This window comes from Providencia sp. PROV189, from assembly GCF_028480065.1.
Taxonomy (GTDB): domain Bacteria; phylum Pseudomonadota; class Gammaproteobacteria; order Enterobacterales; family Enterobacteriaceae; genus Providencia; species Providencia stuartii.
The window spans coordinates 1-14,791 of the sequence record NZ_JAMPOG010000042.1 but is presented as its reverse complement, the minus strand read 5'-3'; the positions used below and the strand labels follow the sequence as shown (position 1 = coordinate 14,791).

Here is a 14,791-nt window from a genome sequence, read left to right as displayed (position 1 = left end):
ATTTCGCTCTTTATATGCACCAACTACACCAGCGTATAATAGCAATATAAAGAAAATAAATAGCATTTCTCACAAATCAATCGCTTTCCCTCTAGCTGAAATCGAAATAAAATCCAGTTAACTGCTATTATTTAGTGATATTAATAACAGTTATGAAATTTATTTTTACTCACTGTTAGGTTTCACGTTTTAGCTATCTTGCCTTTCCGTTAACTCTAGCTATATGTGTCAGTAATCTGCAAATACAAAAATGCAAACGGCTTAATAATAAAACGGATGGGATGGCTATGGGTAAACAATTAATTTGGATTGTGCTAGCGATATTAGGCGCTTTTGCTCTCGGTTATATCGCATTAAATCGAGGCGAGCAAATTAATGCGCTATGGATCGTCGTTGCAGCGGTTTGTGTCTATTTAATCGCATATCGTTATTACGGACTGTTTATTGCTAAAAAGGTACTACAAGTCGATTCAACACGAATGACACCCTCTATCCGTCATAACGATGGCTTAGATTACGTTCCGACAGATAAAAAAATTCTCTTCGGTCACCATTTTGCAGCAATTGCAGGGGCAGGACCACTGGTAGGCCCGGTATTAGCTGCTCAAATGGGGTATCTGCCAGGCATGTTATGGCTGCTAGCAGGGGTCGTATTAGCGGGTGCGGTTCAAGATTTTATGGTGCTTTTTGTGTCGACTCGTCGAGATGGCCGCTCACTGGGTGAATTGGTCAAAGAAGAGATGGGGAATACTGCGGGCATCTTAGCCCTTATCGCTTGCTTTATGATTATGGTGATTATCCTTGCAGTGCTTGCGATGATCGTCGTCAAAGCCCTTACACACAGCCCATGGGGCACCTATACAGTCGCCTTTACCATTCCTCTTGCGATATTCATGGGAATATATACCCGTTATATTCGCCCTGGTCGTATTGGTGAAGTGTCTATTATTGGTCTGGTATTCCTTGTATTTGCAATTATTTCAGGTGGCTGGGTTGCCGAAAGTGAAACATGGGCACCGTATTTTGACTATACCGGTGTGCAACTGACATGGATGCTTGTTGGATATGGGTTTGTTGCCGCAGTTCTGCCTGTTTGGCTACTGCTGGCACCTCGCGATTACCTTTCTACCTTTTTAAAGATTGGTACCATCATCGGGTTAGCCATTGGTATTCTTATTTTAAACCCCAATTTAGAAATGCCAGCGCTGACCAAATATATTGATGGCACAGGCCCCGTCTGGGCAGGTGATCTGTTCCCGTTTTTATTTATTACTATTGCTTGTGGTGCTGTTTCTGGTTTCCATGCTTTAATTTCATCAGGAACAACCCCCAAAATGCTTGCGAATGAGAACCAAGCTTGCTTTATCGGCTATGGCGGCATGTTAATGGAATCGTTTGTCGCGATTATGGCATTGGTTGCCGCTTGTGTGATTGATCCCGGTGTCTATTTTGCCATGAACAGCCCTATGGCGATGTTAGCACCTGCAGGTACTGAAGATGTCGTCGCTTCGGCTGCGCAAGTTGTCAGTAGCTGGGGCTTCCAAATAACACCTGAGCAGCTAACAAATATCGCCAATGAGGTCGGTGAAAACAGCATTATTTCTCGAGCAGGTGGAGCTCCAACACTGGCGGTAGGCATGGCCTATATCTTACACGGCGCCCTCGGCGGTTTAATGAATGTGTCGTTTTGGTATCACTTCGCTATCTTGTTTGAAGCGCTGTTTATTTTAACGGCTGTCGATGCGGGAACCCGTGCGGCACGCTTTATGCTACAAGATTTATTAGGCGTGATCTCACCTTCTTTGAAACGAACCGACTCACTTCCTGCAAACCTAATTGCAACAGCATTATGTGTACTTGCATGGGGGTATTTCCTTCATCAAGGTGTTGTTGACCCACTCGGTGGTATCAATACACTCTGGCCACTTTTTGGTATCGCAAACCAAATGCTAGCAGGTATGGCCTTAATGCTCTGTGCAGTAGTCCTGTTCAAAATGAAGCGTCAACGCTACGCATGGGTTGCTTTAGTGCCTACTGCGTGGTTGCTTATTTGTACAATGACCGCAGGATGGGAAAAAACATTCAGTGAAGATGCGCGCGTTGGTTTCCTCGCTGTAGCCAATAAATTCCAAGCAATGATTGATAGTGGAAATATCCCATCGCAATATACTGAGTCACAACTAACACAGTTGATTTTTAATAACCGTTTAGATGCTGGGTTAACAATTTTCTTTATGATCGTTGTCGTGCTACTCGCGATATTCTCAATCCGTACAGCATTAAAAGCATTGAAATCTTCTGAGCCAACAGCGAATGAAGTTCCATATGAACCAATGCCAGCTAACTATCAGGAAATTGTTGCGAATACACGCCATCACTAATTCATCGTGTATGGACAAGATACGCTTAGATTCAACGAAAACGAGCCACCTCATCCTATTTGTGGCTCGAGTTTTCAAATAACGCTCAAGCGCTCTAAAGTTAGAAGCGAAGTAAGGAGATTAAGATGTTTGGTTCACTCGGCAATGCGGCTCGTTACCTTGGGCAAGCAGCCAAAATGATGATTGGTGTGCCTGATTATGACAATTACGTTGCTCATATGCGACTTAATCATCCAGATCAAACACCAATGACATATGAAGAGTTCTTTAAAGAGCGCCAAGATGCTCGCTATGGTGGAAAAGGCGGGTTTAAGTGCTGTTAAATTCAGCTTCTCTTTTTGGGTAAAAAAAACCGTAATGTCTTACAACATTACGGTTTTTTAGCTTCAAGCAAACAGGTATTATTTCACGCGTGAAACGTATTCGCCTGAACGAGTATCAACTTTGATCACTTCACCAATCTGAACGAACAGAGGAACTTTAACCACTGCACCCGTGCTTAAAGTCGCTGGCTTACCGCCAGTACCCGCTGTATCACCTTTCAGACCTGGGTCAGTATCTGTGACTTCTAACTCAACAAAGTTAGGTGGAGTCACCGCGATTGGGCGGCCATTCCACAGAGTCAAGATACAATCAGCTTGGTCGATCAGCCATTTAGCGTTATCACCAACCGCTTTTTCGTCCGCTGCAAGCTGTTCGAAAGTTTCGTTGTTCATGAAATGCCAAAACTCACCGTCGTTATAAAGGTAAGTTAAGTTCATATCCATGACATCTGCGGCTTCGACAGAATCAGTAGACTTAAATGTTTTTTCCAACAGTTTGTTAGAAATCAGTTTACGAATACGAACACGTGCAAACGCTTGACCTTTACCCGGTTTAACGAATTCACTATCAAGAATTGCACAAGGTTCGCCATCTAACATGATTTTAAGACCTGAGCGGAATTCATTGGTACTATAAGTAGCCATGGAGATCCTCTAATTTATACACTAAAAATGGCATAGCCAAAAAATGGTCGATATTGTAACTCAAAATACCTCATCCAGAGAAGTCTGGATACAACAACTTGCTGAAGCAATCACTAATCCTGATGAATTGCTTCAAATACTGGGGCTAGAAAGCCATCAAGCATCGAAAGATGGCAACGACGCACGCAAATTATTTCCATTACGTGTACCAAGGCCGTTTATTTCGCGCATGAAAAAAGGCGATCCACAAGACCCTCTGCTATTGCAAGTATTAACTGCAAAAGCAGAATTTGATACCTATCCGGGGTTTTCTACAGATCCATTAGATGAACAAAATAATGCGATCCCCAGTTTACTCCACAAATATCACAACCGAGCATTGATGTTGGTGAAAGGGGGCTGTGCAGTAAACTGCCGTTACTGCTTCCGCCGACATTTTCCTTATGAAGATAATAAGGGAAACAAAAATAATTGGTTGATAGCTGTGGATTATATAAAAAACCACACTGAACTCAATGAAATCATCTTTTCAGGGGGTGATCCCTTGATGGCAAAAGACAGTGAACTGGATTGGTTAATTGGGCAACTCGAAGCGATCCCCCACATTAAGCGGCTGAGGATCCACTCTCGTTTACCTGTAGTGATCCCCAAACGCATTACCACTAACCTGTGTCAGCGACTTGCCCACTCACGTCTTCAAGTGATCATGGTAACGCATCTCAACCATGCTAATGAGATAGATGATCACTTTAAAGCCGCGATGCAAAAATTAAAAAATGCCGGCGTGACCTTACTCAATCAAAGCGTACTGTTACGTGGGGTGAACAATGATGCAGATACATTGGCGAATTTAAGTAATGCGCTATTTGATGCGGGTATCCTGCCGTATTACTTGCATGTTTTAGATAAGGTGCAAGGGGCTGCGCATTTCTTAGTGAGCGACCAAGAAGCTAGGTTGCTAATACAACAATTGCTTGGGAAGGTTTCTGGCTATTTGGTGCCAAAATTAGCACGGGAGATTGGCGGAGAGCCGAGTAAGACGTTACTCGACCTAAACCTAAGACAGTGCTGAAATAAAACGCCCGCATCGTCTATACGATCGGGCGTCAAATATTCATTTTAGGGGCACTTATAAACTTGGCCGACCATTTTACTATCAACTGGGATAAAACTAGAGAGGATAGTTTCACTTGGGCTAGTCGCACCAAAAATCACATTTCCGCCCATTGCGCCTGCTTTATTACGCAGATCATTTGCCGCGCCGCGCATAGAGCTTGATTCACTATTGACACCGCTCAACCAGTTGCTTTGAGTTCCTGTGACTTGACCAAGAAGCTGGCAATCACTTCCAGGTTGGTTTTCAACAAAACGAACTTGTGAGCCCGCCGCAGTTAAATTAGTTGTTGTCGAACAACCTGCTAAAAGTAGTAATGCAGCAGCACCAAGCAATACTTTAATACGCATGTTTTCCCTCATTTATCATAGTGTTTTTGCAGCTGGTTTGAGAACCACTCATTCCCTTCTTTGTTCAATATACCGTTGCTATTAACGGCATCATTGAATTGATCTTCATTAGCGCTACTAAATTATAGTCACTCGAGCGCCTATTTACAGCCAAAATTCGCCAGATCTATATTGAGAGATATGGATAACGGTTCAAAGTATCAACAAAGGCATGACCATAAAATTTGCCCACCCTCGTCAGCAAACAAAGCTTACCATAAAACGCGTATACTCTAAATAATTCGAAACATCACATGAAATATAAAGAGCCTATAACGCTTTCACCTTTGGTTACTCACCAAACCACCTTTTGCCTTACTCCAAATATAACCTGCCGCACGGTCTTTGCGCAAAAATAAATGCACAATTATACAATTAGCAAATTCAAGGGCTTTTACTCAAAATAAGCGTATCGAAATCTTTCGCGTCATTTTAGATTATCGATATTCTCCACTTTAGACATTCGGTCGGCCTACCATCAATCAACTCAAACATATTTATTCATATAAAAAACCGGTATTGTCGGTTAATACCAACAATACCGGTTAGAAGGCTTAACAGTTCTTATTGACTGTGTGAGCGTGATGCGGCCAATTGGCTTACATCATACCGCCCATTCCACCCATACCGCCCATGCCTGCAGCACCTAAATCAGGGCCTTCATCTTTAGGCATTTCAGTAATCATCGCTTCAGTTGTGATCATCAGACCAGCGATAGATGCAGCGAATTGCAATGCAGAACGAGTTACTTTAGTTGGATCCAAGATACCCATCTCGATCATATCACCATAAGTGTCAGTTGCTGCGTTGTAGCCTTCGTTGCCTTGAACTGCTTTAACTTTGTTAACAACAACAGAAGCTTCTTCACCTGCGTTAGTGACGATTTGACGCATTGGTGCTTCCATCGCACGCAGTGCAACGCGGATACCCACGTTTTGCTCTTCATTATCGCCTTTCAGTGAAGCCAGTTTAGCGGCAACACGTACCAGTGCAGTACCACCACCAGCAACAACACCTTCTTCAACCGCTGCGCGAGTTGCGTGCAGCGCATCGTCGACGCGAGCACGTTTTTCTTTCATTTCAACTTCAGTTGCCGCACCAACTTTAATTACAGCAACACCGCCAGCTAATTTAGCAACGCGCTCTTGCAGTTTTTCACGGTCATAATCAGAAGTTGATTCTTCGATTTGTTGACGAATTTGTGCAACACGACCTGCGATAGCAGACTCTTCACCAACACCATCAATGATAGTTGTTGTGTCTTTGTTGATGACGATACGTTTTGCTTGACCCAGATCTTCTAATGTCGCTTTTTCAAGCTCCATACCGATCTCTTCAGAGATAACAGTACCGTTAGTCAGGATAGCGATATCTTGCAGCATTGCTTTACGGCGATCACCGAAACCAGGTGCTTTAACCGCAGCAACTTTCACGATACCACGCATGGTGTTAACAACCAGTGTCGCAAGTGCTTCGCCTTCAACATCTTCAGCGATAATCAGAAGTGGTTTGCTCGCTTTAGCAACACCTTCTAATACTGGCAGCAGTTCACGGATGTTAGATACTTTTTTATCAACTAACAGGATGAATGGGTTTTCCAGTTCAACAACACCCGTTTCTGGCTTGTTGATGAAATAAGGAGACAGGTAACCACGATCGAACTGCATACCTTCAACAACATCCAGTTCGTCTTCCAGACCAGTACCTTCTTCAACAGTGATAACGCCTTCTTTGCCGACTTTATCCATTGCTTCTGCAATTAACTTACCAACGGTTTCGTCAGAGTTTGCAGAAATTGTACCAACCTGTGCGATAGACTTAGAGTCTGAACATGGAACAGACAGTGCTTTCAGCTCTTCTACAGCTGCAACTACTGCTTTATCGATACCACGTTTCAGATCCATCGGGTTCATACCCGCTGCAACGGCTTTCAGACCTTCAGTAACAATAGCTTGCGCCAGAACTGTTGCAGTTGTTGTACCATCACCCGCTGCATCGTTAGCTTTAGAAGCAACTTCTTTCACCATCTGTGCGCCCATGTTCTCAAATTTATCTTCTAATTCGATTTCACGTGCAACAGAAACACCATCTTTAGTGATAACTGGTGAACCAAATGATTTATCAAGAACCACATTACGGCCTTTAGGGCCCAAAGTTACTTTAACTGCATCTGCTAGAATATTCACACCACGAAGCATTTTTACGCGTGCGTCATTACCAAATTTAACGTCTTTAGCTGCCATTATTTCTTTCCTTTAAATTCTTTTCGTTAGTTGAGAAGATCTAAGTGAAAATTACGCTTCAACAATCGCGAGGATGTCACTTTCTGACATGATCAGCACTTCTTCGTTGTCGATTTTTTCAGCTTTCACGCCATAACCGTCGTTAAAAATAACGATGTCGCCGACTTTCACATCCAACGCTTTGATTTCACCATTTTCAAGGATGCGACCATTACCAACGGCGAGGACCTCACCACGCGTAGATTTACCTGCTGCAGTGCCAGTCAGAACGATACCGCCTGCAGATTTTGATTCAACTTCTTTACGCTTGACGATAACACGGTCATGCAATGGACGAATTTTCATTAATAGTTCTCCTATAAATAAAGTCCACACTAGGTAAAAGGACGATACCAGTATGCCTAAATAAACCAGTACCATGTTTCAGCAGATTGGGGCTAATTGGAGTGACTTCAAGGGGGGAAGATAAAATTTTTTTGTTTTTACCTTCCCTATTTTAATGGGGGCTCTTACTTATAGCGGTTATCTTTTTCTGATTCGTTAGAATCATCGGATTTATCGAGTTTATATGATGGATCATCCTGTTTACGTTGGAATTCCCCTTCAAATGTATCACCTTGTTGAAATGGGTTATTACGCCCTGCACTAAAACCATTTCCAGTTTGGGAAAAACGGATATGTGGAATCAAACGCATGACGAACAATTTTTGCACAGGAGGTAACAATAACAGCAAACCAATAAAGTCAGTAAAGAACCCTGGCAGGATTAATAAGAAGCCAGCAAGTACCAACGCAACACTTTTAATCATTTCTGCTGCGGGGCTTTCACCTGCTGCCATTTTTTGCTGGATCTGCATGACATTTTTCATTCCCTGATTTTTGACCAGAGAAATTCCCAAACAAGATGTCAACACAACCAGTATGAGTGTTGCCAATACCCCAATTTCTGAAGCAACACGAACGAATATGACGGACTCAATATAAATGAGAAGGCATATCAATATTAGCGGTAACCAGCGCACAAGTTCTCCTTTATTTCAATCAGCTATCTCCTTCGTTCTTCTTATTGCTCAAGTATCGACCACTCTCTATTCGAGTCATGTTCTCAGAGAGTTTGCCACCTATTCACACCCAGAAGTTCGTTGGATATAGGTTAGTTCTCGCCTCTTGGAAAACCTTTGTGAACTGTATCTAAGAGACAAACAACAACATTCGCTTTTTCACATAGTATAGACATAATGATGGAGGTCACTATAACGCTTTTCAACTCATGGAGATTTCTAATTTTTTTGGTTTCATCTGTGAGTATGTTCACATATTTTGAAATCTGTTTCATAAATCAAACTATATAGTGATCTAGGTTCAAGGTAATCATTAAAGAACCGCATATCATCTACTCATAAATCAGTAGATCATCATGCTGATAATGGAGTAACAGGTGTTTAACACCTAGAATGTTTTGTTTTACGGTATATATTTTTTAAAAGCGCATAATAGACAGTAACTGTAATCTAATTAAGAAGGTTCTCATGTCAAACAATACTCGTATCGAAGAAGACCTGTTAGGTCAGAAAGAAGTCCCATCTGATGCCTATTACGGTGTTCATACTCTGCGTGCGATTGAAAACTTTTATATCAGCGACCGCACCATTAACGACGTGCCCGAATTTATTCGCGGCATGGTAATGGTTAAAAAAGCGGCAGCAATGGCGAACAAAGAACTTCACACTATTCCACGTAACATTGCAGATACCATTATCAAAGCATGTGATGTTGTACTGGATACCGGTAAATGCATGGACCAGTTCCCTGTTGACGTATTCCAAGGTGGTGCAGGTACATCACTAAACATGAATACCAACGAAGTCCTTGCAAACATTGGTCTTGAACTGATGGGTCATAAAAAAGGTGAATATGAATACCTAAATCCTAATGACCACTTAAATAAAAGTCAGTCAACCAACGATGCCTATCCGACAGGTTTCCGTATCGCCGTATACAACTCTGTTGTGAAACTGATTGAATCGGTTGAATACCTGAAAAAAGGTTTTGAGAAAAAAGCAGAAGAATACAAAGACATTCTGAAAATGGGCCGTACCCAATTGCAGGATGCTGTACCAATGACCGTTGGTCAAGAATTCCATGCCTTTGCAACGCTCTTAAAAGAAGAAGAGAAAAACCTAAAACGTAGTATTGAATTACTGTTAGAAGTGAACTTAGGTGCAACGGCAATCGGTACAGGTTTGAATACTGCGCCGGGCTACCAAAAATTGGCTGTTGAGAAATTAGCAGAAGTGACTGGCTTACCTTGTGTACCAGCAGAAGACCTGATTGAAGCGACATCTGACTGTGGTGCATACATCACCGTTCACGCTGGCCTAAAACGCCTTGCCGTTAAGCTATCTAAAATTTGTAATGACTTGCGCTTACTGTCTTCTGGCCCACGTGCAGGCCTCAAAGAGATCAATCTGCCTGAATTACAAGCAGGTTCTTCAATTATGCCAGCAAAAGTTAACCCAGTTATTCCTGAAGTGGTTAACCAAGCTTGTTTCAAAGTTATCGGTAACGATGTTTGTGTTACAATGGCAGCTGAAGCGGGTCAGCTACAGTTGAACGTAATGGAGCCAGCTATCGGTCAAGCGATGTTTGAATCCATTTCTCTGATGAACAATGCGTGCCGTAACTTAGTTGAAAAATGCATTAACGGTATCACAGTGAACAAAGAAATCTGTGAAGCGTTTGTTTTTAACTCTATCGGTATTGTCACTTACCTGAACCCATTCATTGGTCACCATAATGGTGATATCGTAGGTAAGATCTGTGCTGAAACAGGCAAGAGTGTCCGTGAAGTCGTTCTGGAGCGCGGCCTACTGACCGAAGAGCAGCTGGATGATATTTTCTCTGTTGAGAACCTAAAACACCCAGCTTATAAAGCGAAAAGATTTGATGACTAATCGTTTATGCTAACCATAAATAACTCTTAAAAATCAAGGCACGCCTCTCCTTCGGAAAGCGTGCCTTTTTAGTTTTATGCACACACAAAAAATTAACACTACAGTTTCATATTTTTAATTTTAAATTTGTCGAGGAGTAAACACTATGTTAGCCGTAGAATTTATCATTGTTCTGCTGGCCATATTTTTGGGGGCCCGTCTCGGTGGGATAGGTATCGGCTTTGCCGGTGGCCTAGGTGTACTGGTACTCGCTGCTATTGGCGTAAAACCAGGTACTATACCATTTGACGTTATCTCTATTATTATGGCTGTGATCGCTGCCATTTCTGCAATGCAAATTGCAGGTGGACTTGATTACTTAGTCGATCAGACAGAAAAACTACTGCGTCGTAATCCTAAATACATCACCATCCTTGCACCAATCGTGACCTATTTCCTAACCTTATTTGCTGGTACAGGGAATATCTCTTTAGCAACTTTACCCGTCATTGCAGAAGTGGCAAAAGAACAAGGCGTCAAACCTTGCCGCCCACTTTCAACTGCGGTTGTTGCGGCTCAAATTGGTATTACAGCGTCCCCAATCTCAGCGGCAGTTGTGTATATGGCCTCTGTGATGGAAAACTCCGCCATGGTCGGTGCAGGTAACACTGTTAGCTATATTACGTTGCTCGCTATTTTACTGCCATCCACTTTCCTTGCTATCATTTTGATGTCATTCATCATCTCTTGGACGTTTAACTCGAAACTGTCTGATGATCCTGTTTACCAAAAACGTTTAGCAGAAGGCTTAGTTGAACTGCGTGGTAGCCAAGTTAAAGCTATCAAACCTGGTGCAAAATCATCTGTATTTTTGTTCTTGCTAGGCGTTGTCGGTGTTGTTGTCTACGCTATTATCAACAGCCCAAGCTTAGAAATAGTCAAAACACCATTGATGAACACCACTAATGCTATCTTAATCATTATGCTGAGTGTAGCGACCCTCATCACTATTTTATGCCGAGTCAATACTGACGCGATCCTTAACTCAAGTACCTTTAAAGCCGGTATGAGCGCATGTATCTGTATTTTAGGTGTTGCATGGTTAGGTGATACATTCGTACAACATAATATTGATTGGATTAAAGCAACAGCGGGTGACCTGATCCATGAACATTCATGGATGCTAGCCGTGATCTTCTTCTTCTGTTCAGCTCTACTGTACTCACAAGCTGCAACAGCAAAAGCGTTGATGCCTATGGCACTCGCGCTTCATGTTAGCCCACTGACAGCTATCGCATCATTCTCAGCAGTATCTGGTCTGTTTATTCTACCAACATACCCAACACTGGTTGCTGCTGTACAAATGGATGATACCGGAACCACACGCATTGGCCGTTTCGTCTTTAACCATCCATTCTTTATTCCGGGCACTATTGCCGTGATCTTAGCTGTTACCTTCGGTTTCCTATTCGGCGGTATGATCCTGTAGTTATTGGATATTCTACCCATACAAAAACCCGCAATATTTTGCGGGTTTTCTTTTAAAAAACTAAATAGCGTTGCACGGATAACCCAGACCGTATCCTACTAGCAGATTTATTCATACGCCATTGCACATATAGCAGGGCATGTTTAGATTTGAATGTGCAGTCATCAAGCCATAAACCGCTATCATTCACCTCATAAAAGCAATTAAGTCATCAAAACAGCTATCCGTGATGAATTAACCTATCGTCGCGCGATTAAAGCTTCTGCCCTATTTTTAACACCTTCGCCACATTATAAGCGGTCTGCTGTAAATTAATGGCGCCTTCATTTAATGCTTCGTCGAGCGCGCACAAGCGAGGCAATATGCTAAAGAAAGCATCAATGCCTTCTTGATGTAAAGCGTCCACACCTTTCCCTAACACACCACTTAATGCTATCACTGGAACATGGTATTTTGCCGCCACTTTGGCAACACCAATCGGTGCTTTTCCCCCTGCGGTTTGCCCGTCCATACTCCCTTCACCAACGATCACTAAATCAGCATCCATCATCTCTTTTTCTAAATCGACCGCTTGAATCACAATATCGATGCCCGGTTTTAGTTGTGCTCCCAAAAAGGCGGCTGCGGCGACAGATATTCCTCCAGCCGCACCACCTCCTGCTAAGTGACGGTAATCTATACCTGTTGTGCTTTTTATTACATTTGCCAGTTGATTCAGCCCACGTTCTAACATGGCAACCATTTCAGGTGTTGCCCCTTTTTGAGGACCAAATACTGTAGCGGCACCACGCTCACCAACAAGAGGGTTGTCCACATCACACGCCACATCAATGTCACAATCTTTTAAACGAGGGTCGAGACCTGAAATATCAATACTGGCGATCTTATTGAGTACTTCCCCCCCTTGGCCTAGCCGTTGTTGCTGCTCATCATAAAAAACAGCCCCTAAGGCTTGCAGCATACCAACGCCACCATCAACCGTTGCACTCCCACCAATACCTAAAATAATCTGCTGTACGCCTTTATCTAAGGCATCTTTAATTAATTGACCTGTGCCATAACTGCTGGTTAGCATCGGGTTACGCTCTTTTGGTGGAACTAACATCAATCCACTTGCAGCAGCCATTTCAATCGCTGCTGTCGTTCCTTGATGAAGCAAACCATAAGCTGCTGTTATAGGTTTATTGAGTGGATCAAATACCTCAACAGATACTCTTTCTCCGCTCGCAGCGGCAATCAACGCATCAACCGTACCTTCCCCACCATCTGCTATGGGTAAACTTAAAAATGTTGCATCAGGAAATACCGCTTGGAAGCCTTGTTTCACGGCATCGGCAGCAGATTCTGCACTCATGCTCTCTTTGAATGAATCTGGAGCTATAATAATTTTCATGATGAGTACCTATGAAAAACACGATAATTATTTAATCGTATCATGTTGATAGCTCTCATACTGCAAATTGTCTGACAGTTACCCTGATCACACCTTACCTATTTTTGTCATCAACAATATTGCTCACAAAGCAAACTGCTATAAATCAATAATGATCATTGTTATGATGGGAAGATGAGAACAATATTGTGATGGAGCTAACAATGTCAGTACAGCGCGAACAAATTTTAAGCCATGCTCTAAACCAGTTAGAAAAACAAGGCCTCTCTGCCTCTATCGAGCATCTTCTCCATGAGATAGCCCCTGATTTCAACATGATCCGCCAATTTTGGCCTGATGATGAGGCCTTAGTGTACGATTGCCTGCGTTATCATGGGCAACAGATTGAAATTTGGCAACGTCAAACACGGTTAGATGAGTCGTTAAGCCCCCAACAAAAACTTTCCGCACGCTACCAACAGCTGTACCAACGTGTTAGCGAAGGGCGTTTCCCAGGATGTTTATTTGTCTCAGCCTGTAATCACTATCCTGATCCACAGCACCCTATCCATCAACTAAGCCGAATACAAAAAGATAACTCTTTTCTATATACCAAAGAGTTATTAGATGAATTAGATATTGAAGACCCCGTGCTCGTGGCAAATCAAATGGAATTAGTTTTAGAGGGCTGTTTGAATCGTTTACTGATTCAAAGAGATATTAAAGATGTCGAAATTGCTCAGCATCTCTCAGAGGATATTTTAACTATTGCGTTATGCCGTAAAAAAGGAGCTTTAAGTTAATAAAACAGTAATCGCGCGTTAAACCAACAATTTTTGCTGAAAAAGAAAACACTCAGTTAAAAACTGCGTTTTTTTAGCAAAAATTCGTTGACGCCAACCACCTAATACGGTTTAATGCGCCCCGTTGCCCGGATAGCTCAGTCGGTAGAGCAGGGGATTGAAAATCCCCGTGTCCTTGGTTCGATTCCGAGTCCGGGCACCATCTTTCCTTTCGGAAATGGTGTAACCGTTTCCCTAGCACGGTCGCTGGAAGTGAGATCTCCAACGCTCGGTTAAAACTTGAATTTCAGTTGTAATCACGTTCATGACTTCTCACGTGGTTGACAATGATTTATCAAGTAAGGGTGTTTTCCTAGAACACCCTTCTCAATCAAATCCAGCTTATACACAAAGTTGATAAAATAGTCAACTTTGTGTAAATATTTTTTATTTATATCACATCCTCTGTCTTTTTGATGCTAGCCTTGTAAGTTCACCACCTAATCCCATTGTTAAAAACTCACCTAACTCATTCTCCAAGATCCTGACTGTACTGTATGCATCCAGAGCAATATATTCCATAGTTGAAGAGAGACTACGGTGTCCTAACATCTGTTTCGTCAATTGCATATTACGTTCAGGATGTTTCATTAATGTCGTCGCCAGTGTATGTCTGAAACGATGGGGACTGACATGAAATCCACATTCCTTTGATAAACGACGGAAAAAAGAACGTATCGTCTGACTGAGTGGAGTTTCAGAGCGGGATAGTCGTTTATGATAAAGACGATGAACATCAAACAAAATATCGTTTTTATCCGCCCCGTGACAACGCATTTCCTCAACCAAGGGCGCCAGTAAACAACGTAGTGGCTGAACAAAAGCAATCTGATATTCCCGGTGATTTTTACTGCTTTCACTGCGCAATGTGATCGTACACTCCTCAAAATCCAGATCGCCAATATGCAGGTTAATCAGCTGGTTAAAACGAATAGCCGTCAGCCTCAGCGTTTCCAGCACAGCAAACCAGAATCGAGTGGGATAAACCGCACATGCCTGAAAGTGAGCCTGATCAGGTGGCAGCATATTTTCCTGTTGCTGAAATTGTTCCAGAATACGA

Annotated in this window: 13 protein-coding genes and 1 tRNA gene; 7 read left to right on the top strand and 7 right to left on the bottom strand. The window is 42.5% G+C overall.

Going from position 1 to position 14,791, the window contains the following annotated elements; genetic code table 11:
- Window positions 1–287: 287 nt before the first annotated feature.
- Window positions 288–2,381: a pyruvate/proton symporter CstA gene (cstA, locus tag PR833_RS17855; protein ID WP_014657510.1), complete on the top strand. Its 2,094-nt coding sequence runs from the start codon at window positions 288–290 to the stop codon at window positions 2,379–2,381.
- Between the two features lie 125 nt (window positions 2,382–2,506).
- Complete coding sequence (locus PR833_RS17850) at window positions 2,507–2,704, top strand: YbdD/YjiX family protein (protein WP_004925837.1); 198 nt, start codon at window positions 2,507–2,509, stop codon at window positions 2,702–2,704.
- A gap of 78 nt (window positions 2,705–2,782) precedes the next feature.
- Here PR833_RS17850 and efp read toward each other — a convergent pair whose 3' ends face one another.
- Complete coding sequence (efp, locus tag PR833_RS17845) at window positions 2,783–3,349, bottom strand: elongation factor P (protein WP_004925840.1); 567 nt, start codon at window positions 3,347–3,349, stop codon at window positions 2,783–2,785.
- A gap of 43 nt (window positions 3,350–3,392) precedes the next feature.
- Here efp and epmB point away from each other — a divergent pair, with 43 nt between their 5' ends.
- Window positions 3,393–4,421, top strand: coding sequence for an EF-P beta-lysylation protein EpmB (gene epmB / locus PR833_RS17840; RefSeq protein WP_272526390.1), 1,029 nt, complete (start codon window positions 3,393–3,395; stop codon window positions 4,419–4,421).
- A gap of 47 nt (window positions 4,422–4,468) precedes the next feature.
- Here epmB and PR833_RS17835 read toward each other — a convergent pair whose 3' ends face one another.
- The 4 genes from PR833_RS17835 to PR833_RS17820 form a co-directional block, all read right to left on the bottom strand.
- Window positions 4,469–4,813: a DUF4156 domain-containing protein gene (locus tag PR833_RS17835; RefSeq protein WP_014657509.1), complete on the bottom strand. Its 345-nt coding sequence runs from the start codon at window positions 4,811–4,813 to the stop codon at window positions 4,469–4,471.
- Between the two features lie 638 nt (window positions 4,814–5,451).
- Window positions 5,452–7,095 (bottom strand): chaperonin GroEL, encoded by a 1,644-nt coding sequence (gene groL, locus PR833_RS17830; RefSeq protein ID WP_004925846.1) that lies wholly within the window; start codon window positions 7,093–7,095, stop codon window positions 5,452–5,454.
- Window positions 7,096–7,146: 51 nt separating this feature from the next.
- Complete coding sequence (locus tag PR833_RS17825) at window positions 7,147–7,440, bottom strand: co-chaperone GroES (RefSeq protein WP_008914587.1); 294 nt, start codon at window positions 7,438–7,440, stop codon at window positions 7,147–7,149.
- Window positions 7,441–7,604: 164 nt separating this feature from the next.
- Window positions 7,605–8,117, bottom strand: coding sequence for an FxsA family protein (locus PR833_RS17820; protein ID WP_004925855.1), 513 nt, complete (start codon window positions 8,115–8,117; stop codon window positions 7,605–7,607).
- Between the two features lie 507 nt (window positions 8,118–8,624).
- On the opposite strand from PR833_RS17820, the gene aspA reads away from it, so the two are divergent.
- Together aspA and PR833_RS17810 are read left to right on the top strand one after the other, a co-directional pair.
- Window positions 8,625–10,049: an aspartate ammonia-lyase gene (gene aspA / locus PR833_RS17815; protein WP_004925857.1), complete on the top strand. Its 1,425-nt coding sequence runs from the start codon at window positions 8,625–8,627 to the stop codon at window positions 10,047–10,049.
- Between the two features lie 145 nt (window positions 10,050–10,194).
- Window positions 10,195–11,517, top strand: coding sequence for an anaerobic C4-dicarboxylate transporter (locus tag PR833_RS17810; RefSeq protein WP_004925858.1), 1,323 nt, complete (start codon window positions 10,195–10,197; stop codon window positions 11,515–11,517).
- Between the two features lie 253 nt (window positions 11,518–11,770).
- Here PR833_RS17810 and PR833_RS17805 read toward each other — a convergent pair whose 3' ends face one another.
- Window positions 11,771–12,910, bottom strand: coding sequence for a glycerate kinase (locus PR833_RS17805; RefSeq protein ID WP_102781125.1), 1,140 nt, complete (start codon window positions 12,908–12,910; stop codon window positions 11,771–11,773).
- Window positions 12,911–13,113: 203 nt separating this feature from the next.
- Between PR833_RS17805 and dicD the strand changes: the two genes are divergently transcribed.
- Window positions 13,114–13,692 (top strand): division control transcriptional repressor DicD, encoded by a 579-nt coding sequence (dicD, locus tag PR833_RS17800; protein WP_014657506.1) that lies wholly within the window; start codon window positions 13,114–13,116, stop codon window positions 13,690–13,692.
- A gap of 126 nt (window positions 13,693–13,818) precedes the next feature.
- A tRNA-Phe gene (locus PR833_RS17795) sits at window positions 13,819–13,894 on the top strand.
- Between the two features lie 233 nt (window positions 13,895–14,127).
- Here PR833_RS17795 and PR833_RS17790 read toward each other — a convergent pair.
- The coding region (locus PR833_RS17790) for a site-specific integrase (RefSeq protein ID WP_272526389.1) at window positions 14,128–14,791 on the bottom strand (664 nt) is incomplete at its 5' end.

Coding starts and splice junctions, on each gene's coding strand:
- cstA (WP_014657510.1), top strand. CDS start 288: ATGGGTAAACAATTAATTTGGATTGTGCTAGCGATATTAGGCGCTTTT.
- PR833_RS17850 (WP_004925837.1), top strand. CDS start 2,507: ATGTTTGGTTCACTCGGCAATGCGGCTCGTTACCTTGGGCAAGCAGCC.
- efp (WP_004925840.1), bottom strand. CDS start 3,349: ATGGCTACTTATAGTACCAATGAATTCCGCTCAGGTCTTAAAATCATG.
- epmB (WP_272526390.1), top strand. CDS start 3,393: ATGGTCGATATTGTAACTCAAAATACCTCATCCAGAGAAGTCTGGATA.
- PR833_RS17835 (WP_014657509.1), bottom strand. CDS start 4,813: ATGCGTATTAAAGTATTGCTTGGTGCTGCTGCATTACTACTTTTAGCA.
- groL (WP_004925846.1), bottom strand. CDS start 7,095: ATGGCAGCTAAAGACGTTAAATTTGGTAATGACGCACGCGTAAAAATG.
- PR833_RS17825 (WP_008914587.1), bottom strand. CDS start 7,440: ATGAAAATTCGTCCATTGCATGACCGTGTTATCGTCAAGCGTAAAGAA.
- aspA (WP_004925857.1), top strand. CDS start 8,625: ATGTCAAACAATACTCGTATCGAAGAAGACCTGTTAGGTCAGAAAGAA.
- PR833_RS17810 (WP_004925858.1), top strand. CDS start 10,195: ATGTTAGCCGTAGAATTTATCATTGTTCTGCTGGCCATATTTTTGGGG.
- PR833_RS17805 (WP_102781125.1), bottom strand. CDS start 12,910: ATGAAAATTATTATAGCTCCAGATTCATTCAAAGAGAGCATGAGTGCA.
- dicD (WP_014657506.1), top strand. CDS start 13,114: ATGTCAGTACAGCGCGAACAAATTTTAAGCCATGCTCTAAACCAGTTA.